This is a genomic window from Ramlibacter lithotrophicus, assembly GCF_012184415.1.
GTDB classification, from domain to species: Bacteria; Pseudomonadota; Gammaproteobacteria; order Burkholderiales; family Burkholderiaceae_C; genus Ramlibacter; species Ramlibacter lithotrophicus.
The window spans coordinates 183248-208762 of the sequence record NZ_VTOX01000004.1; the positions used below are offsets into that span (position 1 = coordinate 183248).

Consider the following 25515-nt stretch of genomic DNA (forward strand, 5'->3'; position numbering starts at 1 on the left):
CCCGTCTCTCTGCCGCCCAGGCTCCTAGGCCGCTGTTGCGATCTGCCGCCGGAACTCCTCGGCCGCCGGCGACAGGCTCCGGTCGCGCCGGGTGATGAGGTGGATGGCGGGGAACCGCAGCGGCAGTTCGATCGGCAGCACCGCCAGCACCCCCAGCCGTGCATAGTGCTTGGCCAGCGCGGCCGGCATCACCGCCACCGCGTCCGTGATCTCCAGCAGGGCCGTGGTGAGGATGGTCGAAGGCGTTTCGAGAATGTCCAGGCGCGCGTGGACGCCGGCCTCGTGCAACGCGGCTTCGAGGCGATGGCGCTGCGGCGAGCCCGGTGGCTGCAGGACCCAGGGCCATTCCGCGAGTGCGGCCAGCGAGAGCGGCTCGCGCCCGAGCAGCGCATGGCCGGCGCGGACCACCGCCACATGGCGATCATTGAGGAGTTCCAGCGCCAGGTAGTCCTGGTCGTCGCTGCCGGGCGTGAGGCGCCCCAGCATCACGTCCACCTCGCCCGCCGCCAGCAGCGAGAGCATGACGTCGCTGGTTTCCACCACCACGGACACGGCCACCCGGGGATGCAGCCGCCGGTATTGCGCCAGTGCCGGCGCGAGGAGTTCGGGCACGGCTCCCGGAACACTGCCCAGCCGAACGACGCCGCTCAGGCCGGAGGCCAGTGCCTGCATTTCGCGGCGTGCCCGGCTGAAGTCGTTGCGCAGCTGGCGCGCATAGCGGATCAGCACCTCGCCGGTGGCGGTCGGCTCCATGCCGCGCGCCCGCCGTGTGAAAAGCGGTGCACCGAGGGCATCCTCCGCCTGTTGCAGCAATTTGCTCGCGGCCGGCTGGCTGATGTTCATCGCCGCGGCGGCACGTCCGAGATTGCCCTCCGAGCCGAGCTCCGCCAGCAGCATCAGTTGCCGGGTCCGCAACCGCAGGAACATCGGTGCATCGCGCGACGTGAAACTCACAGGGCCTCTGCCATAGCTCTTTCGATATGGATTCTCTCGATAAATCGATTGGCGATGAATGACGAAGACCCTTAGTCTGCGGTGACGCGGCCCGCCGCCCATTACGAGGAGACGCCCAGTGACCACGACTTTCCCGCTCATGCGCCGCGCGCTGGTGCTCGGCACCGCCTCCTGCGCCTTGCTCGCCCCCGCGCTGGCGGTGGCGCAGACCTGGCCCGACAAACCGCTGCGCATCATGGTCGGCGCGTCGCCGGGCGGCGGCACCGACATCCTGGCCCGGATGCTGGCGGACAAGTTCGCGCCCAGCCTGAAGCAGTCCGTCGTCGTCGAGAACCGGCCCGGTGCGTCCAACACGATTGCGGCGGACATGACGGCGCACGCCGTGCCCGACGGCACGACGCTGCTGCTGGCGACCAACACCGGGCAGGCGGTGGCCCCGCACCTGCTCAAGCTCAAGTACGACCCGCTCAAGGACCTCCAGCCGATCGGCCTCGTCGCCGTGATGCCCAACGTCCTGGTGGTGCCGACGACTTCGCCCTACCGCACGCTGAAGGAGCTGACGGCGGCGATGGCGGCGAAGCCGGGCACGTTCAAGTACGCCTCGTCGGGGATCGGCAGCACCCAGCACGTGGGCGGCGAGGCGTTCAACCTGAGCACCGGGCTCAAGAGCATCCACATCCCGTACAAGGGCAGCTCGCAGGCCCACATGGACATCCTGTCGGGCCAGGTCGAGATGATGTTCGACAGCACCTCGTCCGCGATGTCGCAGATCAAGGCCGGCAAGTTCCGGCCGCTGGCGATCGCCTGGGACAAGCGCTCACCCGAGCTGCCCGACGTGGCCACGCTCGCGGAACAAGGCATCAAGGGCGCCGACGTGCAGACCTGGTATGGCCTGTACGTGACGGCCGGCACGCCGCGTCCGGTGGTCGAGCGGCTCGGTGCCGAACTGGCGCGGGTGCTGAAGCTGCCGGACGTGCAGGAGCGGATCAAGGGACTCGGTGGCGAGATCAACCCGCTTTCGCTCGAGCAGTTCGCGGCGATGAACCGCGCCGAGTACGAGCGCTACGGCAAGCTGGTGCGCGACGCCAACATCAAGGCGGAATAGGGAGAACCGATTGAACAGCAACGACGCCCTCCGCGGCGCGCGGCGGCCGCGCATCGCCGTCCTGCCCGGAGACCCGAGCGGCATCGGTCCCGAAATGACCGTGAAGCTGCTGGCGCGGCCGGCCAATGTCGCGGCCGCCGACGTGCTGCTGATCGCCGACAGGGCGGCACTGGCCTCGGGCGAGCAGATCGCGGCGACGCGGCTCGGACTGCGTCGAGTGGACACCCTGGACCAGGTCCGGTTCGAGCCCGGGCGACCGGCCCTGGTGGCGCTGGATACGTTGCGCGGCGATCCGCCGATGCTGGGGGAATGCCGGGAAGCCTCCGGACGCGCCGCGCTGGAAGCGCTGGCCCTGGCCACCGACGCGGTGCAGCGCGGCCTGGCCGACGCCATCGTGTTCGCGCCGCTGAACAAGCACGCGCTGCGCCTGGCCGGCATGCAGCACGAGGACGAACTGCGCTACCTGCAGGAGCGCTTTGGCGTAGCGGGATTCGTCTGCGAGTTCAACATCACGGGCGGCCTGTGGACCTCGCGTGTCACGTCGCACGTGCCGCTGCGCGATGTCGCCGGCCTGATCACCCGCGAGCGGGTGGCGGACGCGGTGTCGATCGTCGACCGGGTGCTGCGGCAGTCGGGCGTCGCCGGCCCGCGCATCGCCGTGTCGGGACTCAATCCACACGCCGGCGACGGCGGCTCGATCGGCAGCGAGGAGATCGACGTCATCGCACCGGCGGTGCAGGCGCTGCGCGGCAGCGGCATCGACGCGCGGGGACCGTTCTCGCCGGACACCATCTTCCTGGCCGCGCGCCGCGGCGACTTCGACGCCGTGGTGTCGATGTACCACGACCAGGGACAGATCGCCATGAAGCTGATGGGGTTCGACGTCGGCGTGACCCTGCACGGCGGACTCCCGGTGCCTGTGGCGACGTGCGCCAGCGGCAGCGCCTTCGACATCGCGGGGCAGGGCGTGGCCAACGTCGAAGGGCTGCAGGCGGCGTTCGACCTCTGCGTCAGGATGGCTGCCAGCCGGCCGGCAGCGGCGTGAGGGCGGCCGCCGTCGGCGTCAGCGCGAGCGGCTGATGCCCGGGCGCGGCGGCTGCGCGTCCAGCTCCAGCCCGCCGAAATAGATTCGCTTGGGCATGGCCGTGCGGTCCGAGGCATAGGCCGCCGCCGGCTCGCCACCGGCCGCTGCCGGCAGCGGCCGCACCCAGACTTCCACGCTGTCCTGGCCGTAGACGATCTCGAGGACCGACTGCGCCATCCGCACGTTCTCCCGGCGAAAGACGGCGTCCAGCGGGATCTCGTAGCGCCGCGGCTCGCCCTTGTGATTGCGGAAGCCGATCGTCAGCAGCCCGGTGGGCAGCGGTTCCGGATACATGCGCACCGCGGTGGAGCCGCACAGCGACTGCGGCGCATGGCCGCCCAGCGCGCCCGCGGCCTGGAACTCCAGCGTCACGGCCTCGACGCAGCCGCGCGCCGCGCGCTCCTCGATGCCCCAGGCGAGGCCGGATTGCGCGGCGGCGCTGCCGCACGCGACCAGCGCCCAGGCGGCGGCCAGCGGCACCAGCCTGCTGGCGGCCCATGCCGAACGGTGCGGGATCGGTTGCTGGCGCATGGCGTGAGGGCCTGGCGGCCGCTGATGGAGCTTCGCCCGACTGTAGGGCCTGCGGTGGATCCGGGCAACACGCTAGAGCGTGAAGATCTTTCCCGGGTTCATGATGTTCTTCGGGTCCAGCGCGCGCTTGATGGTGCGCATCATCTCCACCGCGCCGGCGCCCGCTTCGGTGACCAGGAAGTCCATCTTGTGCAGCCCCACGCCGTGCTCGCCGCTGCACGTGCCGCCCATTTCGAGCGCGCGCGACACCAGCGCATGATTGAGCCGCTCCGCCACCTCGCGCTCCTGCGGCTTGGCCGGATCGAGCAGGTAGCCGAAGTGGAAGTTGCCGTCGCCCACGTGGCCGACGATGAAGTACGGCAGCCCGCTCTCGTCGGCCTCGCGCACCGAATCCAGCAGGCAGTCGGCCAGCCGCGAGATCGGCACGCAGGTGTCCGTGGAGATGGCGCGGCAGCCCGGCTTCGACTGGATCGCGGCGAAGTAGGCGTTGTGCCGCGCCGTCCAGAGGCGGGTGCGCTCCTCGGGGGTGGTTGCCCATTCGAAGGCCTTGCCGCCGTGGTCGGCCGCGATCTCCTGCACCACCTCGGCCTGCTCCTTCACGCCGGCCGGCGAGCCGTGGAATTCCATCAGCAGCATCGGCTCCTCGCGCAGCGCGAGCTTGCTGTGCGCGTTGACCATGCGCACCGCGTTCTGGTCGATCAGTTCGACGCGGGCGATCGGCACCCCCAGCTGGATGACCTGGATGACGGTGTGGACGGCGTCGGCGATGCTGGGGAACGAGCACACCGCGGCGGAGATCGCCTCGGGCAGCGGGTACAGGCGCAGCGTGACCTCGGTGATGACGCCCAGCGTGCCTTCGCTGCCGATGAAGAGGCGCGTCAGGTCATAGCCGGCGCTGGATTTCTTGGCGCGGGTGCCGGTGCGGATCACCTCGCCGCTGGCGGTGACCACCTCCAGGCTCAGGACGTTGTCGCGCATCGTGCCGTAGCGCACGGCGTTGGTGCCGCTGGCGCGCGTCGCGCTCATCCCGCCGATGGTCGCATCCGCGCCGGGATCGATCGGGAAGAACAGGCCCGTGCTCTTGATCTCGTCGTTCACCTGCTTGCGCGTGACGCCCGGCTGCACCGTCACGGTAAGGTCCTCCGGATTGACCGACAGCACCTTGTTCATGCGCCCCAGGTCGATGCTGATGCCGCCTTGCACGGCCAGCAGGTGGCCTTCCAGCGAGGAACCGACGCCGAACGGGATGACGGGTACTTCGTACTGGCTCGCCAGCTTCACCGCGTCGGCGACGTCCTGCGTGCTCTCGGCGAACACCACCGCCGCCGGCGGCGGCGCCTCGAACGAGGACTCGTCGCGCCCATGCTGCTCGCGCACGGCGAGCGCCGTGGAACACTGCGCCCCGAACCGCGCCTTGAGCGCATCAATCAGCGCGGCAGGCACCTCGCGCTGGCGGATCTCGGGAACCAGGTGGTTGTGGGCGGTGGGGGCATTCATGGGGATCTCCGGGTCAGCCGCCCAGTTTAAGCGCTGAGCCACCCGCCGCCGTGGCGCACCCACGCGCCTGGCCCGGCCATCACGCCGAGTGTGACTATTTCGCGATGCTGCCTTCGTACTCGGCGCGTTCCAGCACCCCGTCCTTGTTCTGGTCAAGGTCCTCGAAGCTGCGCGGCATGATCGCGAGCCGCTGCGCCTCAGCCCGGCTGAGCCGGCCGTCGCTGTCGGTGTCTGCGAGTTCGTACGCCTGCCGCAATTGGGCCAGCGTCCAGCGCGCGGCGGGGATCGGCTGTGCCGCCGGCTGGACGGCGGGGGCGGGAGGCACCACCGGCGGCGCGACCGACTGCGCCGCTGCGGAGCCGGCCAGCAAGGCCGCGATGACCAGGAGAGGGCGGACGTCGGTGTTCACGGCAGGGATGGCAAGTTGCAACGCTTCCATCGTGCCGCCGCCGCCGCCCGACGCCAGCCGCCGCGACCGGCACTTCCTGTAGGACGGCTACTTGAGGGCCTCGTCGAAGCCGGGGCTCGAGATCGAGCCGTCCGGCTCGGCGCCGCGGGCCGGCAGCGGGGCGGGGGAGGGGCGGGGATGGGGCAGCACGCGCGGCAACGGGACTGCACCCGGCGCCACGAGTGCGGGCCGCACCGGCGGCGGCTGCTGCGCGCGCCAGGGGAGCGGGCCCATGAACACGAGGGAGGCAAACAGCGCGACGCTGCAGCTTTCGAAGTCGGGAAGCGGGAATTTTTTCGCGGGCATCGATCCGGTATGAGTGATGGAACCCGCATTGCAGCGGCTCCAGCGGACGCTGGCGAGCAATTTTTCACGCCGTTGCCTTTGAATCATCCTGTTGGTCGGCTGACGCACAATCGACGCACTGCAACGGAGACCAGCATGGGCAAACGCCTCACACAGATCGCGACGCGCACCGGCGACGACGGCACCACGGGACTCGGCGACAACACGCGCGTGCCCAAGGACAGCCGGCGCGTGCAGGCGATGGGCGACGTCGACGAGCTCAACTCGCACATCGGGCTGCTGCTGTGCGAGGACGTGCCGGCCGACGTGCGTTCGCTGCTGGTCGAGATCCAGCACCAGTTGTTCAACCTGGGCGGCGAGCTCTCGATCCCCGGGTTCGAGCTGCTGAAGCCGGAAGCGGTCCTGGCGCTCGACCAGGCGCTGGCCGCGCACAACGAGCAGCTGCCGCGGCTGCAGGAGTTCATCCTGCCGGCCGGCAACCGCGCCGCGGCGCAGGCGCATGTCTGCCGCACGGTGGCACGGCGGGCGGAGCGGTCGGTGGTCGCGCTCGGTGCGGCGGAAGCCGTGCGCGAGACCCCGCGCCACTACCTCAACCGCCTGAGCGACCTGATGTTCGTGCTGGCGCGGGTCTGCAACCGGATGAACGGCGGCGACGACGTCTACTGGAAGAGCGAGAAGCTGCAGCGTTCCAGCGACGAGTCGTCCGCCTGAGGGTCAAGCGGCGCGCCGTGCCTGCGCCGTCGGCTCGCCCTGGCCCCGGTTCAACAGCGCATACAGCAGGATCGCGCCGAAGGTGGCGGTGCCGATGCCGCCGAGGGCGAAGCCGCCGAACTTCAGCGTGAAGTCGCCGGTGCCCAGCACCAGCGTGATGGCGGCGACGATCAGGTTGCGGTTCTGCGAGAAGTCGACGCGGTTGTCGACCCAGATCTTGGCGCCGGCGATGGCGATCAGGCCGAACACGACGATCGACACCCCGCCCATCACCGGCAGCGGGATCGCCTGGATCACGGCGCCGAACTTGGGCGAGAAGCCGAGCACCACGGCGATCACGGCGGCCGTGACGAACACCGCCGTGGAATAGATCTTGGTGGCGGCCATGACGCCGATGTTCTCGGCATAGGTGGTCACCCCGGTGCCGCCGGCCGCGCCGCTGACCATGGTGGCGACGCCGTCGCCGATGAAGGCGCGTCCCATGTACTGGTCCAGGTTGCGGCCGGTCATCGCCGTCACGGCCTTGATGTGGCCCAGGTTTTCCGCGACCAGGATCACGGCCACCGGCGCGATCAGCAGCATCGCGCCCGGCTCGAACACCGGCGCGGTGAAGGCGGGCCAGCCGATCCAGGCGGCGTTCGCGATGCCCGACAGGTCCAGCGGCTTGCCCAGGCCGAGCCCGTTGGCCAGCACGGCGTAGACGATGCTGGCCACGATCAGGCCCACCAGGATCAGCAGGCGCTGCACCATGCCGCGCGTGAAGACCGCGACCAGGCCGACGCAGACGAAGGTGACCGCCTGCATCCACGAATCGAAGTTGCTGGCCGCCATGTTCTTGATCGGGATGCCCGCGAGGTTCAGGCCGATCACGGCGACCACGGCGCCGGTCACCACCGGCGGCATCAGCTTTTCGATCCAGCCGGTGCCGGCCGCCTGCACGATGGCGCCGATGATGGTGTAGACGACGCCGCAGGCGATGATGCCGCCGAGCGCGACCGCGATGTTGGCGTTGGGGCCCTTGCCCGCGTACGCGCTGGCCGCGATCACCACGCCGATGAATGCGAAGCTGGAGCCGAGGTAGCTCGGAACCTTGCCGCCCGTGATCACGAAGAAGATCAGCGTGCCGATGCCGCTCATGAGGATGGCGATGTTGGGGTCGAACCCCATGAGGATCGGGGCCAGCACCGTGGCCCCGAACATCGCGATCACGTGCTGCACGCCCATCGCCGCCGTCTGCGGCCAGGGCAGGCGCTCGTCGGGGGCGATCACGCCGCCCTGCTGCAGCACCTGCGCCGGCTTCTCCGTCCAGTGGAACATTCCCATCGCTCTTTCTCCTTGTAGTCGGGTGCGCCCGATGCTAGGGGGAACCCGGAGGCGGCACAAGGGCCGGAGTCGCCCGGGCGTCGGCACGATAAGCTTGCCGGATGGCCGCACGTTCCGTTCCCCAGATCCGCCGCTACCAGGACTGGCTGCGCGAGCAGCGCGGCCTCTCGTTCGCCAGTTACGACGACCTGTGGCATTGGTCGGTGACCGACCTTGCCGGCTACTGGGAGAGCGTCTGGCGCTACTTCGACCTGCAGTCGCCGACGCCGTGGCGCGCCGTGCTGGCCGAGCCGAAGATGCCTGGGGCGAGGTGGTTCGACGGGGCGCAGTTCAATTACGCGCGCCAGGTGCTGCGCCACGTGGAACCGGCGCATGCCGCCGGCCTGCCAGCGGTAGTCGCCCGCAACGAGCGCGGCCAGGCGAGCGAGCTGTCGTGGCCCGAGTTGCGGCGGCAGGTCGCGTCGCTCGCGCTGCACCTGCGCTCGCAGGGCCTGCAGCCGGGCGACCGCGTCGCCGCCTACCTGCCGAACGTGCCGCAGGCGACGGTCGCCTTCCTCGCGGTGGTCAGCGTCGGCGGCATCTGGAGCATCTGCGCGCCGGACATGGGCACCAACGCGGTGCTGGACCGGTTCCGCCAGATCGAGCCGAAGGTGCTGATCGCCTGCGACGGCGTGAGCTACGGCGGGCGCGAGTTCGACCGCACGGCCGTCGTCGCCGAGCTGCGGGCGGCGCTGCCGACCGTGCGGCACGTGATCGTCCATCGCGAGCTGGGACTGCCGGCCGATGCGCTGGCCGCCGTCGGACCGTGGACAGCGTTCACCGAGACCGTCGCGCGTGACGACGCGCAGACCGCCGCCTTCGAGCCGCTGTGGCTGCCGTTCGACCACCCGCTGTGGATCGTGTATTCGAGCGGCACCACCGGCCTGCCCAAGCCGATCGTCCATGGCCATGGCGGCACGGTGCTGGTGGGGCTGGCCCTCAAGCGCCTGCACAACGACATCGGATGCAGCTACGACCCGAACAGCCTCGGCGAGCGCTTCCACTGGTACAGCTCCACCGGCTGGGTGATGTGGAACTGCCAGGTGAGCGGACTCCTCGATGGAACCACCTGCTGCATCTACGACGGCAGCCCGGCCGGCGGCGGTGCCCAGCCTGACTGGAGCACGTTGTGGCGCTTTGCCGCCGAAACGGGCGTCACGTTCTTCGGCGCGGGCGCGGCTTTCTACGCCAACTGCCTGAAGGCCGGCGTCGACCTCTCCGCGTGCGGCGACCTGCGGCACGTGCGGGCGCTGGGCGTCACCGGATCGCCGCTGTCGGAGGACGCGCAGCGCTGGGGCACCCGCGAATTCGAGAAGATCGGCACCAGGGACATCTGGTGGGCGAACATCTCGGGCGGGACCGACTTTGCGGGGGCGTTCATCGGCGGCCATCGCGAGCTGCCGCTGGTCCCCGGCGAGATGCAGTGCCGCCTGCTCGGTTGCGCCGTGGAAGCCTGGAACGAGCAGGGGCAACCGGTGATCGACGAGGTGGGCGAACTGGTCTGCACCCGGCCCATCCCGTCGATGCCGCTGTACTTCTGGGGCGACCGCGACCACCAGCGCTACCTCGCGAGCTATTTCGACATGTACCCCGGTGTCTGGCGCCACGGCGACTGGCTCAAGATCACCCGCTCGGGCAGTTGCATCATCTACGGTCGCAGCGACGCCACCATCAACCGCCACGGCCTGCGCATGGGCACCAGCGAGTTGTACAGCGCCGTGGAAGCGCTGCCCGAGGTGCTGGACTCGCTGGTGGTGGACCTGGAATACCTCGGCCGCGAAAGCTACATGCCGCTGTTCGTGGTGCTGCGGCCGGGCGTCGCGCTGGACGACGCGCTGCGCGCGCGCATCGCCGGCGCGATCAAGACGGCGCTGTCGCCGCGCTTCATCCCCAATGACGTCTTCGCCGTGCCGGAGATCCCGCGCACGCTGTCGGGCAAGAAACAGGAACTGCCGGTGAAGAAGCTGTTGCTGGGCCACGCCGTGGAGAAGATCGTCAACCGCGACGCGATGGCGAACCCGGCGGCGCTGGACTGGTACGTGGCGTTTGCCGCAGGCCGGAAGGTCAAATCCGCGGGCTGACCACGGCGGCCGCCGGCGCGGCGGGCTTCCGGTTGACGAGCACGATGCCGGCCGCCACCCCGGCCAGCGCCAGCACCAGTTGCACCGTGAGCGGCTCGTGCAGCAGCGCCACGCCGAACACCAGCGCGAACACCGGCGTGAGGAAGGTGAAGGACGACATCCTGGTGGCCGGGTAATGTCCCAGCAGCCACATCCACGCGAGGTAGCTGGCGAAGGCGCCGACCACCGTCTGCAGGGCCAGCGACGTCCAGGCGAAGCTGGAATAGCGCAGCGACCAGGTCTCGCCGAGCGCGAGCGACAGCAGCGGCGCGGCGATCGCCGTCACCGCCACCTGGTAGAACAGCGTCTTCTCGGCGCTCGTGCGCGACAGCGAACTGGCCCGGATCACCAGCGTCGTGAGTCCCCACAGCACGCCCGCGGCGAGCGCCAGCGCATCGCCGCGCAACTGGCGGGAGCTGGTCTCGCCGCGGAAGCCCTCGCTGAACGCGAACGCCACCGCGGCGAAGGCGACGGACAGGCCCACCCACTGAACCGGCCGCAGCCGCTCCGACGGCACCAGTCGCGGCAGCAGCAGCGCGACGACGAATGGCGATGTGTAGAGGAACACCGTCAGGCGCGACGCCGTCGTGTCGCGCAGGCCCAGGTAGATGCAGGCGAACTCGCCGGCGAAGAGCGCGCCCGCCAGCAGGCCCGCGGGCAGGCTGCCGTCACGCTCGAAGAGCCGCACCCCGCGCGCGGCGCACCACGCCCACAGCAGCGCCGTGGCGCCGGCAAAGCGCAGCGTCGCCTGCCACAAGGGCGGCACCTCGGCGACCGTGGCCTTGATCAGGACCTGCTGGACGCCCCAGAACAGGCAGGAGGCGAGCAGCAGCGACACGGCCAGCGTGTCCAAGTGGTCCTTGCGGGGGCGCATACGCGCGATGGTAGCGTCCGGCTCGCGCCGGCCCGGACGGGTCAGGCCCCGCGGTCGGCCAGTTTCGCGAGGAGGCGCTTGAGCGCCGCCTTTTCGGTGGCCGCCAGGGTGCGCAACATGTCGGCCTCGTGCGCGCGGGCGCGCTCGACCAGCGGGCCCACCAGGCGGCGGCCGGCGGTGGTGGCCCGCACCAGCGTGCACCGCTGGTCGGCCGCGTCGGCCTGCAGCGCCAGCCACCCGTGTTCGCTCATGCGCTGCACCAGCTTGGTCACCGTCGGCTGCTTCGCGAGCACCTCGTGCGCGAGCTGGCTCACCGTCAGCGCGTCGCCGCCCTGCAGCCGCGAGAGCACGCGCCACTCGATGGAGCTGAGTCCGGCGGCACGCACGTGGGCGTCGAACCCCTGGTAGAGCGCGTGGGTCGCCTGCCCGAGCAGGTACTCCATGCTGCGCTGGCCGGCGCTCACAGCGGGTGCTCCGTGTAGAAGCGGCCCCCGTGGAACAGCAGCGGCGACGCGCCGGGCCGCCAGGTGCAGCGCTCCACCTCGCCGACGAAGATCACGTGGTCGCCTTCCTCGTAGCGGCTGCGGTTGAAGCACTCGAACGTGGCGGCCGACCCGGCCAGCAGCGGCGCGCCGCAGGCGCCTTCGGTGAACTCCACGCCGGCCCAGCGGTCGGCGCCCTTCGCGGCGAAACGTTCGGCGAGCAGCTTCTGGTCGGCCGCGAGCACGTTGATCGCGTAATGCGAGCCGGCGCGAAAGGCCGGCAGCGAGGCCGCCGCCTGCGCGAGGCTCCACAGCACCAGCGGCGGATCCAGCGACACCGAGTTGAACGAGTTGGCGGTCAGCCCGATCACCTGGTCCTGCGCGGTGCGCGCCGTGACGATCGTGACGCCGGTCGCGAACATTCCCAAGGCCGCGCGGAATTCGCGGGTGGAAAAGCTCGGTGGCTGGGCCTGGCGGGAGGAGCTCATCGGGCGGGTTGCATGAAATTTCATGGAGTATGGCCCGAAACGCAGAGACCGGCCCGCCGCCGGCGCCACCCCTCGCCGGCGCTCCCGGTCGCTGCAGCGGCGCCGTGCTTACCGGCCCGCGCCCAGGGTCGGTTGCGGCGGTGACGGCACGAGCAGCGTTTCGCGGATGGCAGTGGCGCGCGCGGAATCGAACTGGCCTTCGGCGCGGGCGAGCACCTGCCCGTTGCGGTCAAGCACCAGCACGGACGCGTGATCGCCGCCGGAGAGGCCCGCCGCGCGGATGAACTGGTCGCGGTCGGTGAACACCGGTACCAGGCGCTGCGCCGGCAGGTCATGCGTGGCGCGGATCCGGCCCTCCATGGCCTGCCGGGCCCCCTCGTCGCCGGGATCGTCGAGGACCGGCATCTTCACCCACGGAATCGAGCGATCCTCGTGCAGCCGCAGCCCGTCGATCCAGCTGTTGATCTCGCCGCGGTGGCTGCGGTCGAAGCCGACCAGCGCCAGCACGCGGTCGGACGGCACGCCCGCCGGCGGCCCGAGGCGCTGCACGGCCCGGCTCGGCAGCCGTCCCATCATGCTGGTTTCGGAAGGCGCCACGCCAGCCAGGATGAGGGCGCCCGTGGCGGCGGCGAGCCAGGCGAGCGTCGGAGTCCAGAGTGTCTGCCACATGTCCCACCTCCGTGTCCTGCGTGCAGTCTTGCACAGGCATACGGCGACGAGACGTCACAAATGTAAAGACCGCGTGCGAGGTGTACGCGCCGGTAAGTGCACGACGCGACGGGCGCTCAAGGGATGAGCAGAACCGGCACCGTCCCGTTCGCGAGCACCTGCGTCGCGACCGAGCCCATGATCAGGCGCCCGAGGGCGCCGTAGCCATGCGTGCCCATCACCACCAGGTCGTAGCCGCCGTCGGCGGCGAAGCGCGCGATCGTCTCGCCGGCCGAGCCGGTGCGCCATTCGGTGGCGGCGTGATAGCCGCCGTCGCGCAGGCGGGCGAGCGCCGGTTCCAGCACCTTGCGCGCTTCGTCTTGGTGGTAGTCGCGCGTGGCGCCGGCGCCGACCGCCGAGGCGGCGTGCGGCGGCAGCGGCGGTTGCGCGTTGAACAGGGTGTAGTCGTGCTGCTGGTCGAACAGCGGCTGGCGGGTGACGTAGTCGAGCATCTTGCCCGTGTAGTCGCTGCCGTCGACGGCAAGCAGGATCTTCATGCGGTTCTCCCTCGGGATTCGGTGGGCCGGCAGGACACTAGCACAACGGCCCGGCAGCGATCGTCGGACGGCGCCGTGTCGGGGCCACGTCGAGCACCAGCCGTTCGCGAAAACCCTCCTGTTCGCCCTTGGCCCCGTAGCCGAGCGTGTTGGCCACGACGCGGCAACCTTGCGCGACGTAATCCTGCTGGTGGTGCAGGTGCCCGTGCAGCCACAGTTGCGCCTGGCCGAGCAGGTCGTCAAGCGAATTGCAGAACCCGGCGGTGCCCGGCACCAGCCCGTAGCGCGGGTCGGCGCTGCGCAGGCTGGGCGCGAAATGCGTGACCACGACGGTGCTGCCGTCGAACGGCGTCGCCAGCGCCTGCCGCAGCCATTCGATGCAGGCCAGGGCCTGTTCGCGCCAGCCCGGCGCCAGCCAGGGCTGCCCGTGCCGCGTCGTTCCGGTCTTCTGCAGATAGAAGTTGGCGGCGCGGAACGCCTTTTCGCGGCGCTTGAGCACCGTCGCCAGGCCGCCGCTGCGGTCGCTGTCGGTCAGCAGCGCGTCGAAGTCGGCCCACAAGGTCGTCCCGATGAAGCGCACCCCTTCCAGCACAACGACCTCGCGCTCGAGCCAGGTGATGCCGAGCCGTTCGCAGGTCGTGCGCAGCCGGTCGTGCGCCGCATCGAAGTCGAGGTTGTCGTACTCGTGGTTGCCCGGCACGTACAGCACCGGGACCGGCCAGCCGGCGCGCGGCGAAAACCGCTCCAGGCCGAAGTCGTCGCCGGCCAGCAGGCTGCCCGCCTGGTAGGACCCGATGTCGCCCGCCAGCACGAGCAGGTCGGCGTCGGGCGCCGGCCGCGGCTGGAAGTGCGGGTGGACTTCGAGGTGGAGGTCCGACAGCAGCTGGACTTTCATCCGGCACCATTGTGCCGGCCGGTTGCGGGGCAGTGCGCGCCACGCCGCGGGCCGCCGCTCATTCCCGGCCCTCGAAGGCCTTGCCGGTCGCGGCCAGCACGGCCGCGCGCAGCCACGCGTGATCCCCCCGCTGGCTCTGCCGCCGGTGCCACAGGGAGTGCACCAGCACCGGGGGCAGGCTGAAGGGCAGTTCGCGCAAGGTGAAGTCGTGCTCCATCCCGGTCACGCTGATGAAGTGGCGCGGCAGCACCGTGATCAGGTCCGAGGTGGCGACCGCGCGCCCCGCGGTGAAGAACTGGTTGACGGTGAGCACCACGTGCCGTTGCCGGCCGAGTGCGGCCAGCGCCTCGTCGACGAAGCCGAACGGCCGCCCCGTGAAGCTCACCCGCAGGTGGTGCGCCTCGCAATAGCGCTCGATCGTCAGCGGCACCTCTGCGAGCGGGTGCCCGTTGCGCATCACGCACACGTACTCGCCCCCGAACAGGCGCTGGTGATCGAACGCCGGCAGCCGCCCCGCCTGCTCCTGGCCGGTCAGTTCCGCCAGCACCGTCGGAAAGAAGCCGACCGCCAGGTCCATTTCGCCCTCGTCGAGCAGCCGGCGCGGATCGCGCGTGGACAGCGGCAGCACCCGCAGCGAGACGCCGGGCGCATCGCGCATGGTGATCTCGACCAGCCCCGGCATCAGCTCGGCCGCCGTGGCATCCGCCATCGCCAGGATGAAGGTGCGGTTGGCCTGCGCCGGCACGAATTCGCCGGGCGAGAGCGAGCTCTCGATCTGGCGCAGCGCATCGGCGATCGCCGGCCACACCGCGAGCGCCTTGGGCGTGGGCTCCACCCCGTAGCCGCTGCGCACGACCAGTTTGTCGCCCACGGATTCGCGCAGGCGATTGAGGGCGTTGCTGACGGCGGGCTGCGTCATCGCCAGGTTCTGCGCGGCGCGCGTGAGGTTGCGCTCCGACATGACCTGGTCGAACACCCGCAGCAGGTTCAGGTCGAGGGTCCGGAAGTTCGGACTGTTTTTCATCATCGTCATGAATGATTGTCATCATGAATCTAAAGTTGGCAAATATCGGGGGAAACCCTAATATCAGGCCACGGCATCAGGCAATACCGCCGACAGACCGAGAGGGATACAACATCATGACCAGCTTCGCCCACGTCCAGCATCCGACCGAACACCCCGGCGTCATCCGTCTGGAGCGCGCGGGCAAGAACATCCGCCACCTGGTGAAGGATGCCACCCGCAGCGGCGCGACCCTGCTGCTGGCCGCGATCGTCGCCGCGCTGCTGGTGGTCGCCAACCAGGTCGTCGAGACCTGGACCGAAGGCCACCTGCTGGCCGCCTGGATCGCCATGTGGGTGATCGCCTTCGCGTCGATCGCGATGCTGGCGACGCCCGCCAGGGACATGACCGCCAACCTGCGCTCCGGCTTCAAGCGCTGGAACGCCGCCCGCCGCCAGGCCGCGGAAGACCGGGCCATGTGGCAGATCGCCCAGTCCGACCCGCGCGTGATGCAGGACCTCACTTGCGCGATGACCCGGGCGGAAGGCGTCAAGGCCTATTTCGGCGACTGAGGCACGGGGAACAAGCACCATGGCTGTCGTCGCCCGCACCACCTGGCTGACCCTTGTTCTGCGGCGCCTGCCGGCGCCGCTGCTCGCGAAGCTCGATGCGTGGTCGTACCGCATCGCGATGCAGCGGGCGCAAAAGCGCCGGGAAGCCGGCCTGCGGCGCGCGCGGCTCGTCGCGCAGCAGCGCAGCGGCGCCTGAGGCGCCGGCTCCAGGAAAAAAATGCCACCCGCGGGTGGCATTTCTGTTTGGACCGCGGAACTCAGGCCGCCAGTCGCTTCTCGATCCTTGCCTTGGTCTCGCGCAGCTCGGCGGGCAGGTGATACTGGAGCTGCTGGAACAGCTCGGCGTGCAGCTGCAGCTCCTTCTGCCACGCCGCCTTGTCGATGCTGGTCACGGTGCGGAACTGCTCCTGGCTGAACGCGAGGCCGGTCCAGTCGAGGTCCTCGTACGACGGGCTGACGCCGAAGACATGTTCATGTCCGCCGGCCTTGCCTTCGATCCGCTCGATCATCCACTTGAGGACCCGCATGTTCTCGCCGTAGCCGGGCCAGACGAACTTGCCGTCCTCGCCCTTGCGGAACCAGTTGGTCGTGAAGATCTTCGGCAGCTTCGTGCCGGCGGCGGCCAGGTCGCGGCCCAGGTCCAGCCAGTGCTGGAAGTAGTCCGACATGTTGTAGCCGATGAAGGGCAGCATCGCGAACGGATCGCGGCGCACGACGCCTTGCTGGCCGGTGGCGGCGGCCGTCGTCTCCGAGCCCATCGTGGCGGCCATGTACACGCCTTCGACCCAGTCGCGGGCCTCGGTGACCAGCGGCACCGTGGTCGAGCGGCGGCCGCCGAAGACGAAGGCGTCGATCGGCACCCCTTCGGTGTCGTCCCACTGCGGGTCGAGCACCGGGTTGTTGGTCGCGGCGACGGTGAAGCGCGCGTTCGGGTGGGCCGCCTTGGCGCCGGTCTCCTTCGCGATCTGCGGCGTCCACTCCTTGCGCTGCCAGTCGAGCGCGTGGGCGGGCGCGGGACCCATGCCTTCCCACCAGACGTCGCCGTCGTCGGTCAGGGCCACGTTGGTGAAGATCACGTCCCGCTCCAGCATGCGCATGCAGCTGGGGTTGGTCTCCATGTTGGTGCCGGGCGCGACGCCGAAGTAGCCGGCCTCGGGGTTGATCGCGTACAGCCGGCCGTCGGCATGCGGCTTGATCCAGGCGATGTCGTCGCCGATCGTCGTCACCTTCCAGCCTTCGAAGCCCCTGGGCGGCACCAGCATCGCGAAATTGGTCTTGCCGCAGGCCGACGGGAACGCCGCCGCCACGTGGTACTTCCTGCCCTGGGGGCTGGTCACGCCCAGGATCAACATGTGTTCAGCGAGCCAGCCCTGGTCGCGACCCATGTTCGAGGCGATGCGCAGCGCGAAGCACTTCTTGCCCAGCAGGGCGTTGCCGCCGTAGCCGGAGCCGTACGACCAGATCTCGCGCGTCTCCGGGTAGTGGACGATGTACTTGGTCTTGTTGCACGGCCACGCGACGTCCTGCTGGCCGGGCTCCAGCGGCGCCCCGACGGTGTGCACGCACGGCACGAACTGGCCCTCGACCCCGAGCACGTCGTACACGGCCTTGCCCATCCGGGTCATGATCTTCATGCTCACCGCGACGTACGGGCTGTCGGACAGCTCCACGCCGATGTGCGCGATCGGCGAACCGAGCGGGCCCATGGAGAACGGCACGACGTACATGGTGCGGCCGCGCATGCAGCCGCGGAACAGGGGCTGCAGCGTGGCGCGCATCTCGGCGGGCGCGACCCAGTTGTTGGTCGGGCCGGCGTCCTCCTTGCGCTGCGAGCAGATGAAGGTGCGGTCCTCGACGCGGGCCACGTCGCTGGGGTCGGACCAGGCGATGTAGGAGTTGGGACGCCTGACCGGATCGAGCTTGCGCATCGTGCCGGCGGCCACCAGCTGCTCGCACAGCCGGTCGTACTCCTCGCGGCTGCCGTCGCACCAGTAGATGGCGTCCGGCTCGCACAACGCCGCCATGTCGGCGACCCAGGCGATCAGGCGGGCATTCTTGACATACGCCGGGGTGTTCAAATTCAACCCCTGCATGGCGGGAGAGTTCATCAAAGCTCCTGGAAGTGAAAAAACGATTTCCAAAAGGAGCTCGGGGCATGAGCGGCCTTTTGGAAATCGGGCTTTGCTCAGCCGTTCGGACGGTCGGGTCGAGGCGCTCGACAACCGGAAGTTCGCGGGGTTCACGCGCCTCCGGTCGGCTGAACGCAAATTCTGTCAGGTGCCACAGCCGGTGCGTGATGCAAAAGATGCATGACTTTATGCGACTGAATATCAACTGCAGTGTCCCGGAGAAGGTCACGCGACGGACCGCCGCGGCCGCCTTGCTGGCTTTCGGCGCGGCCCGGGCCATGGGCCAGCGGCCGGCCGGGCCGGTGCGCGTGGCCGCCGCCAGCGACCTGAAATTCGTGATGGACGAGCTGGCCGCGCGCTACCGCGAGCAAACCGGAGTGCCGGTCCAGGTCACGTTCGGCTCCTCGGGACAGTTCGCGCAGCAGATCCGGCATGGCCTGCCGGTCGACCTCTACCTGTCGGCCGACGAAGGCTACGTGTTCCAGCTGGCGGACGCGGGGCTGACCCAGGGCCGGGGGGTCGTGTACGCGCTCGGACGGGTCGCCCTGATCGTGCCGAAGTCGTCCGCCGTCGCCCTCGAGCCCGGGCTGGCCTCGCTGCGGGCCGCGCTGCCCGCCATGCGCGCCTTCGCCATCGCCAACCCCGGGCACGCGCCGTACGGCCGCGCGGCGCAACAGGCGCTGGAGCGGCTCGGGCTGTGGCCGATCGTGCGCGCGAAGCTGGTGCTGGGCGAGAACGTTGCCCAGGCCACCCAGTACGTCACCAGCGGGGCCGCGCAGGCCGGCATCACGGGCTCGTCGCTCGCGCTGGCACCGGCCGTGGCGGGCGTCACGCGCTCGATGGTCCTGCCGGCGGACCTGCACGCGCCGATGCGGCAGCGCATGGTGCTGCTGCGGGGCGCCGCGCCGGAAGCGGCCGGGTTTCACCAGTTCCTCCAGGGTGACACGGCACGCGCGGCGCTCCAGCGGCATGGGTTCGGTGCCGCCTGACGGCTCGGTCACAATCCGGGCATGGACTGGCAAGCCGCGCGCGTTTCCCTGCTGCTGGCGGGGCTGACAGCGGTGCTGCTGCTGCCGCCGGGCATCGCCCTGGCGCGCTGGCTGGCCCTCACCCGCTGGCGCGGCAAGCCGCTGGCCGAAGCGCTTCTCATGCTGCCGCTGCTGCTGCCGCCCACGGTGATCGGCTTCTACCTGCTGGTGGCGCTCGGGCATGGTTCCTGGCTGGGTGCCTGGGCGGCGCGTCACCTGGACCTGCAACTGGTGTTCAGCTTCGAAGGGCTGCTGCTGGCGAGCGTGCTCGTGAACCTGCCTTTCATGGTGCAGCCGATCCAGCGCGCGTTCGCCGCGATTCCGCAGTCGCTGCGCGAGGCCGCGTGGGTCTGCGGCCTGGGCCGCTGGCGCACCTTCGTCCGCATCGAGCTGCCGCTGGCCTGGCCCGGCCTGGTGTCTGGCATCGCGCTGACGGCGGCCCACACCCTGGGCGAATTCGGCGTCGTCCTGATGGTCGGGGGCAGCATCCCGGGGCAGACGCGGACCCTCAGCATCGCCATCTACGACCGGGTCCAGGCCTTCGACCTGGCGGCGGCCCACGTCATGGCGCTGGCGCTGGTGGCCTCCTCGCTGGTGGCCGTGGCACTGGTGTTCGCCGCCGACCGCCGCCGGCCGCTGCAGGAGCGCTAGTGGCGAAACTCGAGGCCACGCTCGAGAACACCAGTCCGATGCGGCTGAAGGCGAGCTTCGACTGCGCGGCCGGCGAACTGGTGGCGCTGGTCGGCCCGTCCGGCAGCGGGAAGACAAGCCTCCTGCGCGCCGTGGCGGGCCTGCTGAAGAGCCGCACGCTGCGCGGACGCATCGCCGTCGGCGACGACGCGTGGTTCGACAGCGGGCGCGCGATCGACCGGCCGCCCCAGCAGCGGCGCGCCGGGCTGGTGTTCCAGCACTACGCGCTGTTCCCCCACCTGACGGCGCTGGAGAACGTCCGCATCGCCTGCCGCCGCCCGGCGGCCCAGGACTGCGCCGACCTGTTCCGCCGGCTCGGGCTGGACGGGCTGGAGCAGCGCCGGCCGAGCCAGCTCTCGGGCGGCCAGCAGCAGCGCGTCGCCCTGGCCCGCGCCCTGGCCGGCGAGCCCAAGGTCCTGCTGCTCGACGAGCCGTTCTCCGCGGTCGACGCCCCGGCGCGGCAGCGCCTGTATCACGAGCTGGCGGCGTTGCGGCAGACCCTTTCGACGCCGATGGTCCTGGTGACCCACGACCTGGCCGAGGCGCGGCGGCTGGCCGACCGGGTGGTGATCGTCGACGCCGGCGAGACGCTTCAGTCCGGACCGCCGGCCCGGGTGTTCGCCAGCCCCCGCAACGCCAGGGTGGCGGAGCTGGTGGGGATCCAGAACCACTTCAGCGGCCGCTTCCACAAGCAGGAGCCGGGCTGGGGCCACCTCGCCTGGGGCGAACGCGGCGAAGTACGGCTGCGCGTGCTCGACAAGAACCGGATTCCGGACGGGGCTTCGGTGACCTGGGTGTTCGCGGGGGAGGGGGCCGACCTGCTCGCGGACGCAGCGGGCCAGGAGAATGCCGTGCGCTGCGACATCGCGGAGCAGCTGGTGCTGGGCGAAACCAGCCTGTGCAGCCTGCGGCCGCGGGAGCTGCCGGGGGAGCAGGTGACGCTCAATCCGGCGACGGCCCAGTTGCGGTCACTGGGGGCCGGCCCCGGGGGCTCGCTCTGGCTGCGGATCGCCCCGGAGGCGATCCACATCATGCCGGTGCGGCAGGCCCGGGAAGCCGGGGCGGCCTAGCCGACGTAGACGGCGATGAACGCCAGCAGGAACATCAGCAGCCCACCCATCACCGGCAGCACGATCGGGATCGCGTGCACGATGTTCTCGACCGGATCGTGCTCTTCGTGCTCGGCGGCGTGGCTCTCGGGCGCGTGGGTGGTGGACATGCTCTCCTCGGTGGCGGTGCGAAACGCGCGATTCTAGCCCGCGCCGGGTGCTACTGCGCGATGGCGGGAAAGCCCCCCTGCTGCAGCGCCTCCAGCACCGCGCGGATGTGGTCCGGCCCGCGGGTCTGCAGCACCAGCTCGATTTCGACGTTCTGGGCCGCCAGCAGCGTGAAGGCGCGCTGGTGGTGCACCTCGTTGATGTTGGCTCCGGCGTCGCTCACCAGCGCCGTGATCCGCGCCAGCGAGCCCGGCACGTCGCGCGCGTTGACGCGGATGCGCGCGAGACGCCCGCCGCGCACCAGGCCGCGCTCGATGATCGCGGCCAGCAGCATCGGGTCGATGTTGCCGCCGCCGAGCACCAGGCCGACCTGCCGCCCGCGAAAGCGCCCCGGATCCTTGAGCATGGCCGCCAGCGGGGCGGCGCCGGCGCCTTCGACCAGCGTCTTCTCGATCTCCAGCAGCATCACCAGTGCCTGCTCGATGTCGCCTTCGTCGACCAGCACCATGTCGTCGACATGCGTCGCGACGATCTCCTGCGTCACCTTGCCGGGCGTGCCCACGGCGATGCCCTCGGCGATCGTGCTGCCGCCCTGGGGCAGGGCGGCATGCTTGATGGCGTTGAACATGTTGGGAAAGCGCAGCGTCTGCACGCCGATCACCTCGATCTGCGGCTTCAGCGCCTTGGCCGCCACCGCGATCCCCGAGATCAGCCCGCCGCCGCCGACCGCCACGACGAGGGTGTCCAGCGTCGGCACCGCCGCCAGCATCTCCAGCCCGACGGTGCCCTGTCCGGCGACGATCGCCTCGTCGTCATAGGGATGGACGAACACCAGCTGCTGCTCCTGGCCCAGCTTGAGGGCGTGGTTGCGCGCCTCGTCGAGCGTGTCACCGTAGAGCACGATCTCGGCGCCGAAGCTGCGGGTGCGCTCGATCTTCACGCCCGGCGTGAAGCAGGGCATCACGATCACGGCCCGCAGCCCGAGCCGCTGGGCATGGTAGGCGACGCCCTGCGCGTGGTTGCCGGCGCTCATCGCGATCACGCCGCGCCGCCGTTCGTCGGACGACAGCTGCGCGAGCTTGTTGCAGGCGCCGCGCTCCTTGAAGGAGGCGGTGAACTGCAGGTTCTCGAACTTCAGGAAGACCTGGGCGCCCAGCAGCTGCGAGATGGTGCGCGACTCCACGCACGGGGTCTCGAGCACCTGCCCCTGGAGACGGTCCGCGGCGGCGCGGATGTCGGCGATCTGGATCATGGACGGAATTGTCCACTGGAAAGGCCCGACAGTTGGATGATCGCGACAGCGGGCATCTTCCACGGACCCGGAAGTCGCGTTATCGTCTGCACCGCCGGGCGTCGTGCCGGACCCGGAACCCGAACCAATGGTCAAGCGTTCCATCGACGCGCAACTGCTTCCCTCGCCGGGCCTCAAGGAGGCGCCGGTGCTGGACCTCATGTGCTCGCACTTCGTGCTGACGCTGGCGGCCAAGCAGGGCAGCAAGTTCAACGTGCGCCGCGACCTGAACGGCCTGCTGTCGCTGGCGGGGCGGCACCTGGTGTGGCCGGCGCCGGCGCTGGCGCGGCTGCGCGAGTTCCTGGGCCGCCGCTGCAAGGACAACGAGTTCTGGCGCGGCCACGAACAGCTTTCCACGCGCGAGTTCCTCGGGCGGCACGGGCTCTGGCGCGGGCCTTACGAGGAAGGCACGCTCTTCTTCTACCTGGACGAATACGCCAAGGACCAGCCGCGCGACCTGCTCTCGGTGCTCACCGTCACCGGCGACTGGCTGACGCAGGCGCTCAAGAAGCAGTCGACGCTGGTCGAGAAGAACATCGACGCGCTCTCGGGCCTCCTGCAGCTGAACAAGGCCGAGCGCGCCCTGCTGCTGTACGGCACGCTGGCCCGCTACCAGCGCGACCTGCGCAGCCTGCTGGTGGAGTTCAAGGTCAACAACGCGCCCGAAGCGTACGCGGCGATCGCCGACCTGGCCGGCGTGAACGCCGCCGAAGTCGGCGAAGCGCTGCGGGCGGGATCGCGGCTGGAGCGCATCGGCCTGGTCGAGAACCTGATCTCCGAACACAACATCACCGACCTGGCCGACCTGATGAAGGTCAGCGAGAAGCTGCCGCCGGTGCTGATGCGCGAATACCGCGACCGCAGCGAGCTGATGGCGGTCTTCACCCGCCCCTGCGCCAAGAGCGGCCTGGGCCTCGCCGACTTCGCGTTCGTGCAGGAGGATGCCCAGGTGCTGTCGGCGCTGCTGCGCAACGCCGTGATGCGCAAGGAGGCGGGCGTCAACGTGCTGCTGTACGGCCCGCCCGGCACCGGCAAGACCGAGCTGGCCAAGGTGGTGGCGCAGGCCGCCGGCCTGGAGCTGTTCGAGGTCGAATACGCCGACCGCGACGGCAATTCGCTGAGCGGGCGGGATCGCTACCGCTCGCTGCAGATCGCCCAGGTGTTCCTCAAGGGCAGCGCGCAGGCGGCGCTCCTGTTCGACGAGGTGGAGGACGTCTTCCCGCCGATCTCGAGCGAAGCGGCGCAGCTGATGGCGCGTGCGGAGCAGGTGGTGGCGCCGCCGCAGGGCAGCGTGAGCGGCAAGGCGTGGGTCAACCAGATCCTGGAGTCGAACCCGGTGCCGACGATCTGGGTCACCAACCGCATCGAGCAGATCGACCCCGCCTTCCGGCGCCGCTTCGCCTACCACCTGGAGCTGAAGTCGCCGCCGCCCGGCGCGCGCGAGGGGCTGGTGCGCAGGACGCTGGACGGCGTGCCGGTCTCGGAGGGCTTCGTGGCCAGGCTCACCGAGCGCAAGGGCCTGACGCCGGCGCAGATCCGCACCGCGGTGCGGTTCGCCGGGCTGGCCAGCGCCGGCGGCGAATCGGTCGAAGCGCTGATCGAACGCCAGTTGCGCAACTCGGACCAGGCGCTCGGTAACCGGCCCCACGGCAGCGGCGTGCGGCCGGCCGTCACCACCTACGACCTCGAGATGCTCAACGTCGAGAGCCGCTTCGAGATCGGGCGCATCGTGGAGGCGCTCAAGGCACGCGGGCACGGCACGTTGTGCTTCTACGGCGCCCCGGGCACCGGCAAGACCGCGCTGGCCGAGCACATCGCCCGCACCCTCGACCAGCCGCTGCTGGTGAAGCAGGCGAGCGACCTCATGAGCAAGTTCGTCGGCGAGACCGAGCAGAACATGGCCGCGATGTTCCGCGAGGCGGAGAACGAGAAGGCGGTGCTGCTGCTCGACGAGGCGGACAGCTTCCTGCAGGACCGGCGCGGCGCGCAGCGCACTTACGAGGTGACCGAGGTCAACGAGATGCTGCAGGGCATGGAGCGCTTCCGCGGCATCTTCGTGTGCACGACCAACCTGCTAGACCGCATCGACCAGGCCGCCTTGCGCCGCTTCACGTTCAAGATCCGGTTCAACCCGCTCACGGCGGCCCAGCGCGAGAAGATGTTCGTGACCGAAGCGCTCGGCGGCGACGCGTCCGGGCTCACCGCGCAGGCCCGCGGCCGGCTGGCGCGCCTGGACCAGCTGTGCCCGGGCGACTTCGCCGCCGTCAAGCGCCAGGTGGACATCCTGGCGGCGCAGTTCGGCCCCGACGAGTTCCTGGAGCAGCTGGAAGCCGAGCACCGCATCAAGCCCGAGGTGCGGGAGGTCCGCAACATCGGGTTCCTGCCCTAGGAGCCTGGGCTTGCAGGCCCAACGCGGTGCCCGTCTCTCTACCGCCCGGACTCCTCGCCGCGCCAGTTCTTGCGCTGGCACAAATCCCCGGCGGCAACGAACCGGTATGTTCTCCCTCCTCGAGGAGGGATGCCATGAGCCTGTTCACCTGGGACGACAAGTACACGTTGCACATCGCGGAGATCGACCGGCAGCACCAGAAGCTGTTCGCGCTCTTCAACGATCTCTACGACGCGATGCAGGACGGTCACGGGCAGGAGGTCATCGACAAGGTGCTGACCGGCGTCGTCGACTACACCGTCTACCACTTCGACACCGAGGAAAAGCTGCTGCGGCAGTACGGCTACCAGGACGAGGCGGCCCATCGCGCCGAGCACGCAAAACTGGCGGAGCAGGCCAAGGCCCTGGTGCTCAAGCATCGGGCCGGCGAGGCCAAGGTCACGCTGGCCACGCTCAAGTTCCTTTGCGACTGGCTCAACAACCACATCCTCGGTACCGACAAGAAGTTCGCGCCGTTCCTGATCGAGCGCGGCGCGCGCTGATCGCGGCTACTTCTCGCCGTCGGCATCGCCGGGCCGCGCCGCCGGCAGCGGCGTCACCTCCACGTCGGCCAGCCCGTCCTTGCTGGTGAGTCCGATCAGTGCCGCCGTCGCGGGCGACAGGTCGATGATCCGCCCCGGCACGAACGGCCCGCGATCCTGGATCGTGACGACCGCGCTCTTGCCAGTCTCCAGGTTCTTCACCCGGGCCCTTGAGCCGAGCGGGAGCGTCTTGCTGGCGGCGTTGTCGTCCAGCAGCGACATCGGCGAGCCGTCGGCCATGGTCCGGCCGTCGAACTTGCGCGCGTAGATGGAGGCCTTGCCGACCTGCTTGCGGCCCCCGCGGGTCGCGGGGGCCGGCCGGTCCGTGGGGGCCGCCGCCTTCGGTGGCGGCTGCGGCTGAGCCTGCGGCGCAGGGCCGGGCGGCGCCGACGGGGCCGCGCAGCCCACCAGCGCCAGCGCCACGGCGGCGCAGGCGAAGAGAGGCCACCTGGATGGCGCGGGCGTGGCGGGGCGCGGCGACTGAACCATGAGAGCTCCCTGGCCGTGGTCCGCACGGCGAGCGCCGGCGATCATGACCGTGCGGTGGCGGTGC

General features: G+C 70.2%; 28 protein-coding genes. 11 read left to right on the top strand and 17 right to left on the bottom strand.

What is annotated here, in order from left to right:
* Nucleotides 1-24: 24 nt before the first annotated feature.
* Nucleotides 25-927 carry a LysR family transcriptional regulator gene (locus tag RAMLITH_RS13300; protein ID WP_168107909.1) on the bottom strand — a complete coding sequence of 301 codons (903 nt, stop codon included), beginning with the start codon at nt 925-927 and terminating at the stop codon, nt 25-27.
* Nucleotides 928-1093: 166 nt separating this feature from the next.
* Between RAMLITH_RS13300 and RAMLITH_RS13305 the strand changes: the two genes are divergently transcribed.
* Nucleotides 1094-2059 (top strand): Bug family tripartite tricarboxylate transporter substrate binding protein, encoded by a 966-nt coding sequence (locus tag RAMLITH_RS13305; protein ID WP_168108132.1) that lies wholly within the window; start codon nt 1094-1096, stop codon nt 2057-2059.
* A gap of 94 nt (nt 2060-2153) precedes the next feature.
* The gene (locus RAMLITH_RS13310) at nt 2154-3104 is read left to right on the top strand and encodes a 4-hydroxythreonine-4-phosphate dehydrogenase PdxA (RefSeq protein WP_168108133.1); all 951 of its coding nucleotides are present in this window, start codon (nt 2154-2156) and stop codon (nt 3102-3104) included.
* 18 nt (nt 3105-3122) lie between these two features.
* Here RAMLITH_RS13310 and RAMLITH_RS13315 read toward each other — a convergent pair whose 3' ends face one another.
* From RAMLITH_RS13315 to RAMLITH_RS13330, 4 genes are all read right to left on the bottom strand, one after another.
* Complete coding sequence (locus RAMLITH_RS13315; RefSeq protein ID WP_168107910.1) at nt 3123-3674, bottom strand: hypothetical protein; 552 nt, start codon at nt 3672-3674, stop codon at nt 3123-3125.
* Nucleotides 3675-3746: 72 nt separating this feature from the next.
* Nucleotides 3747-5171 carry an FAD-binding oxidoreductase gene (locus RAMLITH_RS13320; protein WP_168107911.1) on the bottom strand — a complete coding sequence of 475 codons (1425 nt, stop codon included), beginning with the start codon at nt 5169-5171 and terminating at the stop codon, nt 3747-3749.
* Between the two features lie 94 nt (nt 5172-5265).
* A complete protein-coding gene (locus tag RAMLITH_RS13325) occupies nt 5266-5580 on the bottom strand; it encodes an EF-hand domain-containing protein (protein ID WP_168107912.1) in 315 nt (104 codons plus the stop codon).
* A gap of 87 nt (nt 5581-5667) precedes the next feature.
* Complete coding sequence (locus RAMLITH_RS13330) at nt 5668-5925, bottom strand: hypothetical protein (protein ID WP_168107913.1); 258 nt, start codon at nt 5923-5925, stop codon at nt 5668-5670.
* 135 nt (nt 5926-6060) lie between these two features.
* Between RAMLITH_RS13330 and RAMLITH_RS13335 the strand changes: the two genes are divergently transcribed.
* Nucleotides 6061-6636, top strand: a complete 576-nt coding sequence (locus tag RAMLITH_RS13335; protein WP_168107914.1) for a cob(I)yrinic acid a,c-diamide adenosyltransferase — start codon at nt 6061-6063, stop codon at nt 6634-6636.
* Between the two features lie 3 nt (nt 6637-6639).
* On the opposite strand, the gene RAMLITH_RS13340 is transcribed toward RAMLITH_RS13335, so the two are convergent.
* Nucleotides 6640-7953, bottom strand: a complete 1314-nt coding sequence (locus tag RAMLITH_RS13340) for a solute carrier family 23 protein (protein WP_420376908.1) — start codon at nt 7951-7953, stop codon at nt 6640-6642.
* 107 nt (nt 7954-8060) lie between these two features.
* On the opposite strand from RAMLITH_RS13340, the gene RAMLITH_RS13345 reads away from it, so the two are divergent.
* Complete coding sequence (locus RAMLITH_RS13345) at nt 8061-10079, top strand: acetoacetate--CoA ligase (RefSeq protein ID WP_168107916.1); 2019 nt, start codon at nt 8061-8063, stop codon at nt 10077-10079.
* Here the strand turns inward: RAMLITH_RS13345 and RAMLITH_RS13350 are convergent.
* The 7 genes from RAMLITH_RS13350 to RAMLITH_RS13380 all read right to left on the bottom strand — a co-directional run bounded on the left by RAMLITH_RS13350 (nt 10063) and on the right by RAMLITH_RS13380 (nt 15086).
* A complete protein-coding gene (locus RAMLITH_RS13350; protein WP_168107917.1) occupies nt 10063-10992 on the bottom strand; it encodes a DMT family transporter in 930 nt (309 codons plus the stop codon). The genes RAMLITH_RS13345 and RAMLITH_RS13350 overlap by 17 nt on opposite strands.
* Before the next feature lie 41 nt (nt 10993-11033).
* Nucleotides 11034-11456, bottom strand: coding sequence for a MarR family winged helix-turn-helix transcriptional regulator (locus RAMLITH_RS13355; protein WP_337786150.1), 423 nt, complete (start codon nt 11454-11456; stop codon nt 11034-11036).
* Nucleotides 11453-11962 carry a flavin reductase family protein gene (locus RAMLITH_RS13360; protein ID WP_168107918.1) on the bottom strand — a complete coding sequence of 170 codons (510 nt, stop codon included), beginning with the start codon at nt 11960-11962 and terminating at the stop codon, nt 11453-11455. Before RAMLITH_RS13360 ends, RAMLITH_RS13355 begins: the two co-directional genes overlap by 4 nt.
* Nucleotides 11963-12070: 108 nt before the next feature.
* Complete coding sequence (locus RAMLITH_RS13365) at nt 12071-12631, bottom strand: hypothetical protein (protein ID WP_168107919.1); 561 nt, start codon at nt 12629-12631, stop codon at nt 12071-12073.
* Nucleotides 12632-12747: 116 nt separating this feature from the next.
* Nucleotides 12748-13167: a universal stress protein gene (locus RAMLITH_RS13370; protein ID WP_168107920.1), complete on the bottom strand. Its 420-nt coding sequence runs from the start codon at nt 13165-13167 to the stop codon at nt 12748-12750.
* A 37-nt stretch (nt 13168-13204) separates the two neighbouring features.
* Nucleotides 13205-14062 (bottom strand): metallophosphoesterase, encoded by an 858-nt coding sequence (locus RAMLITH_RS13375; protein WP_168107921.1) that lies wholly within the window; start codon nt 14060-14062, stop codon nt 13205-13207.
* Nucleotides 14063-14120: 58 nt separating this feature from the next.
* Nucleotides 14121-15086 (bottom strand): LysR family transcriptional regulator, encoded by a 966-nt coding sequence (locus RAMLITH_RS13380; protein WP_168108135.1) that lies wholly within the window; start codon nt 15084-15086, stop codon nt 14121-14123.
* A 116-nt stretch (nt 15087-15202) separates the two neighbouring features.
* On the opposite strand from RAMLITH_RS13380, the gene RAMLITH_RS13385 reads away from it, so the two are divergent.
* Nucleotides 15203-15637 (top strand): hypothetical protein, encoded by a 435-nt coding sequence (locus RAMLITH_RS13385; protein ID WP_168107922.1) that lies wholly within the window; start codon nt 15203-15205, stop codon nt 15635-15637.
* A gap of 19 nt (nt 15638-15656) precedes the next feature.
* Nucleotides 15657-15833: a hypothetical protein gene (locus RAMLITH_RS13390; protein ID WP_168107923.1), complete on the top strand. Its 177-nt coding sequence runs from the start codon at nt 15657-15659 to the stop codon at nt 15831-15833.
* Between the two features lie 61 nt (nt 15834-15894).
* On the opposite strand, the gene RAMLITH_RS13395 is transcribed toward RAMLITH_RS13390, so the two are convergent.
* Complete coding sequence (locus RAMLITH_RS13395) at nt 15895-17745, bottom strand: phosphoenolpyruvate carboxykinase (GTP) (RefSeq protein WP_168107924.1); 1851 nt, start codon at nt 17743-17745, stop codon at nt 15895-15897.
* Between the two features lie 209 nt (nt 17746-17954).
* On the opposite strand from RAMLITH_RS13395, the gene modA reads away from it, so the two are divergent.
* From modA to RAMLITH_RS13410, 3 genes are read left to right on the top strand one after another with little or no spacing between them, the layout of a single operon-like run.
* Nucleotides 17955-18755, top strand: coding sequence for a molybdate ABC transporter substrate-binding protein (gene modA, locus RAMLITH_RS13400; protein WP_238344181.1), 801 nt, complete (start codon nt 17955-17957; stop codon nt 18753-18755).
* A 21-nt stretch (nt 18756-18776) separates the two neighbouring features.
* The gene (gene modB / locus RAMLITH_RS13405) at nt 18777-19445 is read left to right on the top strand and encodes a molybdate ABC transporter permease subunit (protein ID WP_168107925.1); all 669 of its coding nucleotides are present in this window, start codon (nt 18777-18779) and stop codon (nt 19443-19445) included.
* The gene (locus RAMLITH_RS13410; protein WP_168107926.1) at nt 19445-20554 is read left to right on the top strand and encodes an ATP-binding cassette domain-containing protein; all 1110 of its coding nucleotides are present in this window, start codon (nt 19445-19447) and stop codon (nt 20552-20554) included. The genes modB and RAMLITH_RS13410 overlap by 1 nt, the downstream gene beginning before the upstream one ends.
* Here RAMLITH_RS13410 and RAMLITH_RS13415 read toward each other — a convergent pair.
* Together RAMLITH_RS13415 and RAMLITH_RS13420 are read right to left on the bottom strand one after the other, a co-directional pair.
* Nucleotides 20551-20703: a hypothetical protein gene (locus RAMLITH_RS13415; protein ID WP_168107927.1), complete on the bottom strand. Its 153-nt coding sequence runs from the start codon at nt 20701-20703 to the stop codon at nt 20551-20553. The genes RAMLITH_RS13410 and RAMLITH_RS13415 overlap by 4 nt on opposite strands.
* A 50-nt stretch (nt 20704-20753) precedes the next feature.
* A complete protein-coding gene (locus tag RAMLITH_RS13420; RefSeq protein ID WP_168107928.1) occupies nt 20754-21953 on the bottom strand; it encodes a threonine ammonia-lyase in 1200 nt (399 codons plus the stop codon).
* 127 nt (nt 21954-22080) lie between these two features.
* On the opposite strand from RAMLITH_RS13420, the gene RAMLITH_RS13425 reads away from it, so the two are divergent.
* Nucleotides 22081-24381, top strand: coding sequence for an ATP-binding protein (locus RAMLITH_RS13425; protein ID WP_168107929.1), 2301 nt, complete (start codon nt 22081-22083; stop codon nt 24379-24381).
* Nucleotides 24382-24515: 134 nt separating this feature from the next.
* Nucleotides 24516-24923, top strand: coding sequence for a bacteriohemerythrin (locus tag RAMLITH_RS13430; protein ID WP_168107930.1), 408 nt, complete (start codon nt 24516-24518; stop codon nt 24921-24923).
* A 6-nt stretch (nt 24924-24929) separates the two neighbouring features.
* On the opposite strand, the gene RAMLITH_RS13435 is transcribed toward RAMLITH_RS13430, so the two are convergent.
* The gene (locus RAMLITH_RS13435; protein ID WP_168107931.1) at nt 24930-25451 is read right to left on the bottom strand and encodes a septal ring lytic transglycosylase RlpA family protein; all 522 of its coding nucleotides are present in this window, start codon (nt 25449-25451) and stop codon (nt 24930-24932) included.
* Nucleotides 25452-25515: the final 64 nt, after the last annotated feature.

Coding starts and splice junctions, on each gene's coding strand:
- RAMLITH_RS13300 (WP_168107909.1), bottom strand. CDS start 927: ATGTTCCTGCGGTTGCGGACCCGGCAACTGATGCTGCTGGCGGAGCTC.
- RAMLITH_RS13305 (WP_168108132.1), top strand. CDS start 1,094: ATGCGCCGCGCGCTGGTGCTCGGCACCGCCTCCTGCGCCTTGCTCGCC.
- RAMLITH_RS13310 (WP_168108133.1), top strand. CDS start 2,154: ATGACCGTGAAGCTGCTGGCGCGGCCGGCCAATGTCGCGGCCGCCGAC.
- RAMLITH_RS13315 (WP_168107910.1), bottom strand. CDS start 3,674: ATGCGCCAGCAACCGATCCCGCACCGTTCGGCATGGGCCGCCAGCAGG.
- RAMLITH_RS13320 (WP_168107911.1), bottom strand. CDS start 5,171: ATGAATGCCCCCACCGCCCACAACCACCTGGTTCCCGAGATCCGCCAG.
- RAMLITH_RS13330 (WP_168107913.1), bottom strand. CDS start 5,925: ATGCCCGCGAAAAAATTCCCGCTTCCCGACTTCGAAAGCTGCAGCGTC.
- RAMLITH_RS13335 (WP_168107914.1), top strand. CDS start 6,061: ATGGGCAAACGCCTCACACAGATCGCGACGCGCACCGGCGACGACGGC.
- RAMLITH_RS13340 (WP_420376908.1), bottom strand. CDS start 7,953: ATGTTCCACTGGACGGAGAAGCCGGCGCAGGTGCTGCAGCAGGGCGGC.
- RAMLITH_RS13345 (WP_168107916.1), top strand. CDS start 8,061: ATGGCCGCACGTTCCGTTCCCCAGATCCGCCGCTACCAGGACTGGCTG.
- RAMLITH_RS13350 (WP_168107917.1), bottom strand. CDS start 10,992: ATGCGCCCCCGCAAGGACCACTTGGACACGCTGGCCGTGTCGCTGCTG.
- RAMLITH_RS13360 (WP_168107918.1), bottom strand. CDS start 11,962: ATGAGCTCCTCCCGCCAGGCCCAGCCACCGAGCTTTTCCACCCGCGAA.
- RAMLITH_RS13365 (WP_168107919.1), bottom strand. CDS start 12,631: ATGTGGCAGACACTCTGGACTCCGACGCTCGCCTGGCTCGCCGCCGCC.
- RAMLITH_RS13370 (WP_168107920.1), bottom strand. CDS start 13,167: ATGAAGATCCTGCTTGCCGTCGACGGCAGCGACTACACGGGCAAGATG.
- RAMLITH_RS13375 (WP_168107921.1), bottom strand. CDS start 14,062: ATGAAAGTCCAGCTGCTGTCGGACCTCCACCTCGAAGTCCACCCGCAC.
- RAMLITH_RS13380 (WP_168108135.1), bottom strand. CDS start 15,086: ATGAAAAACAGTCCGAACTTCCGGACCCTCGACCTGAACCTGCTGCGG.
- RAMLITH_RS13385 (WP_168107922.1), top strand. CDS start 15,203: ATGACCAGCTTCGCCCACGTCCAGCATCCGACCGAACACCCCGGCGTC.
- RAMLITH_RS13390 (WP_168107923.1), top strand. CDS start 15,657: ATGGCTGTCGTCGCCCGCACCACCTGGCTGACCCTTGTTCTGCGGCGC.
- RAMLITH_RS13395 (WP_168107924.1), bottom strand. CDS start 17,745: ATGAACTCTCCCGCCATGCAGGGGTTGAATTTGAACACCCCGGCGTAT.
- modA (WP_238344181.1), top strand. CDS start 17,955: ATGCGACTGAATATCAACTGCAGTGTCCCGGAGAAGGTCACGCGACGG.
- modB (WP_168107925.1), top strand. CDS start 18,777: ATGGACTGGCAAGCCGCGCGCGTTTCCCTGCTGCTGGCGGGGCTGACA.
- RAMLITH_RS13415 (WP_168107927.1), bottom strand. CDS start 20,703: ATGTCCACCACCCACGCGCCCGAGAGCCACGCCGCCGAGCACGAAGAG.
- RAMLITH_RS13420 (WP_168107928.1), bottom strand. CDS start 21,953: ATGATCCAGATCGCCGACATCCGCGCCGCCGCGGACCGTCTCCAGGGG.
- RAMLITH_RS13425 (WP_168107929.1), top strand. CDS start 22,081: ATGGTCAAGCGTTCCATCGACGCGCAACTGCTTCCCTCGCCGGGCCTC.
- RAMLITH_RS13430 (WP_168107930.1), top strand. CDS start 24,516: ATGAGCCTGTTCACCTGGGACGACAAGTACACGTTGCACATCGCGGAG.
- RAMLITH_RS13435 (WP_168107931.1), bottom strand. CDS start 25,451: ATGGTTCAGTCGCCGCGCCCCGCCACGCCCGCGCCATCCAGGTGGCCT.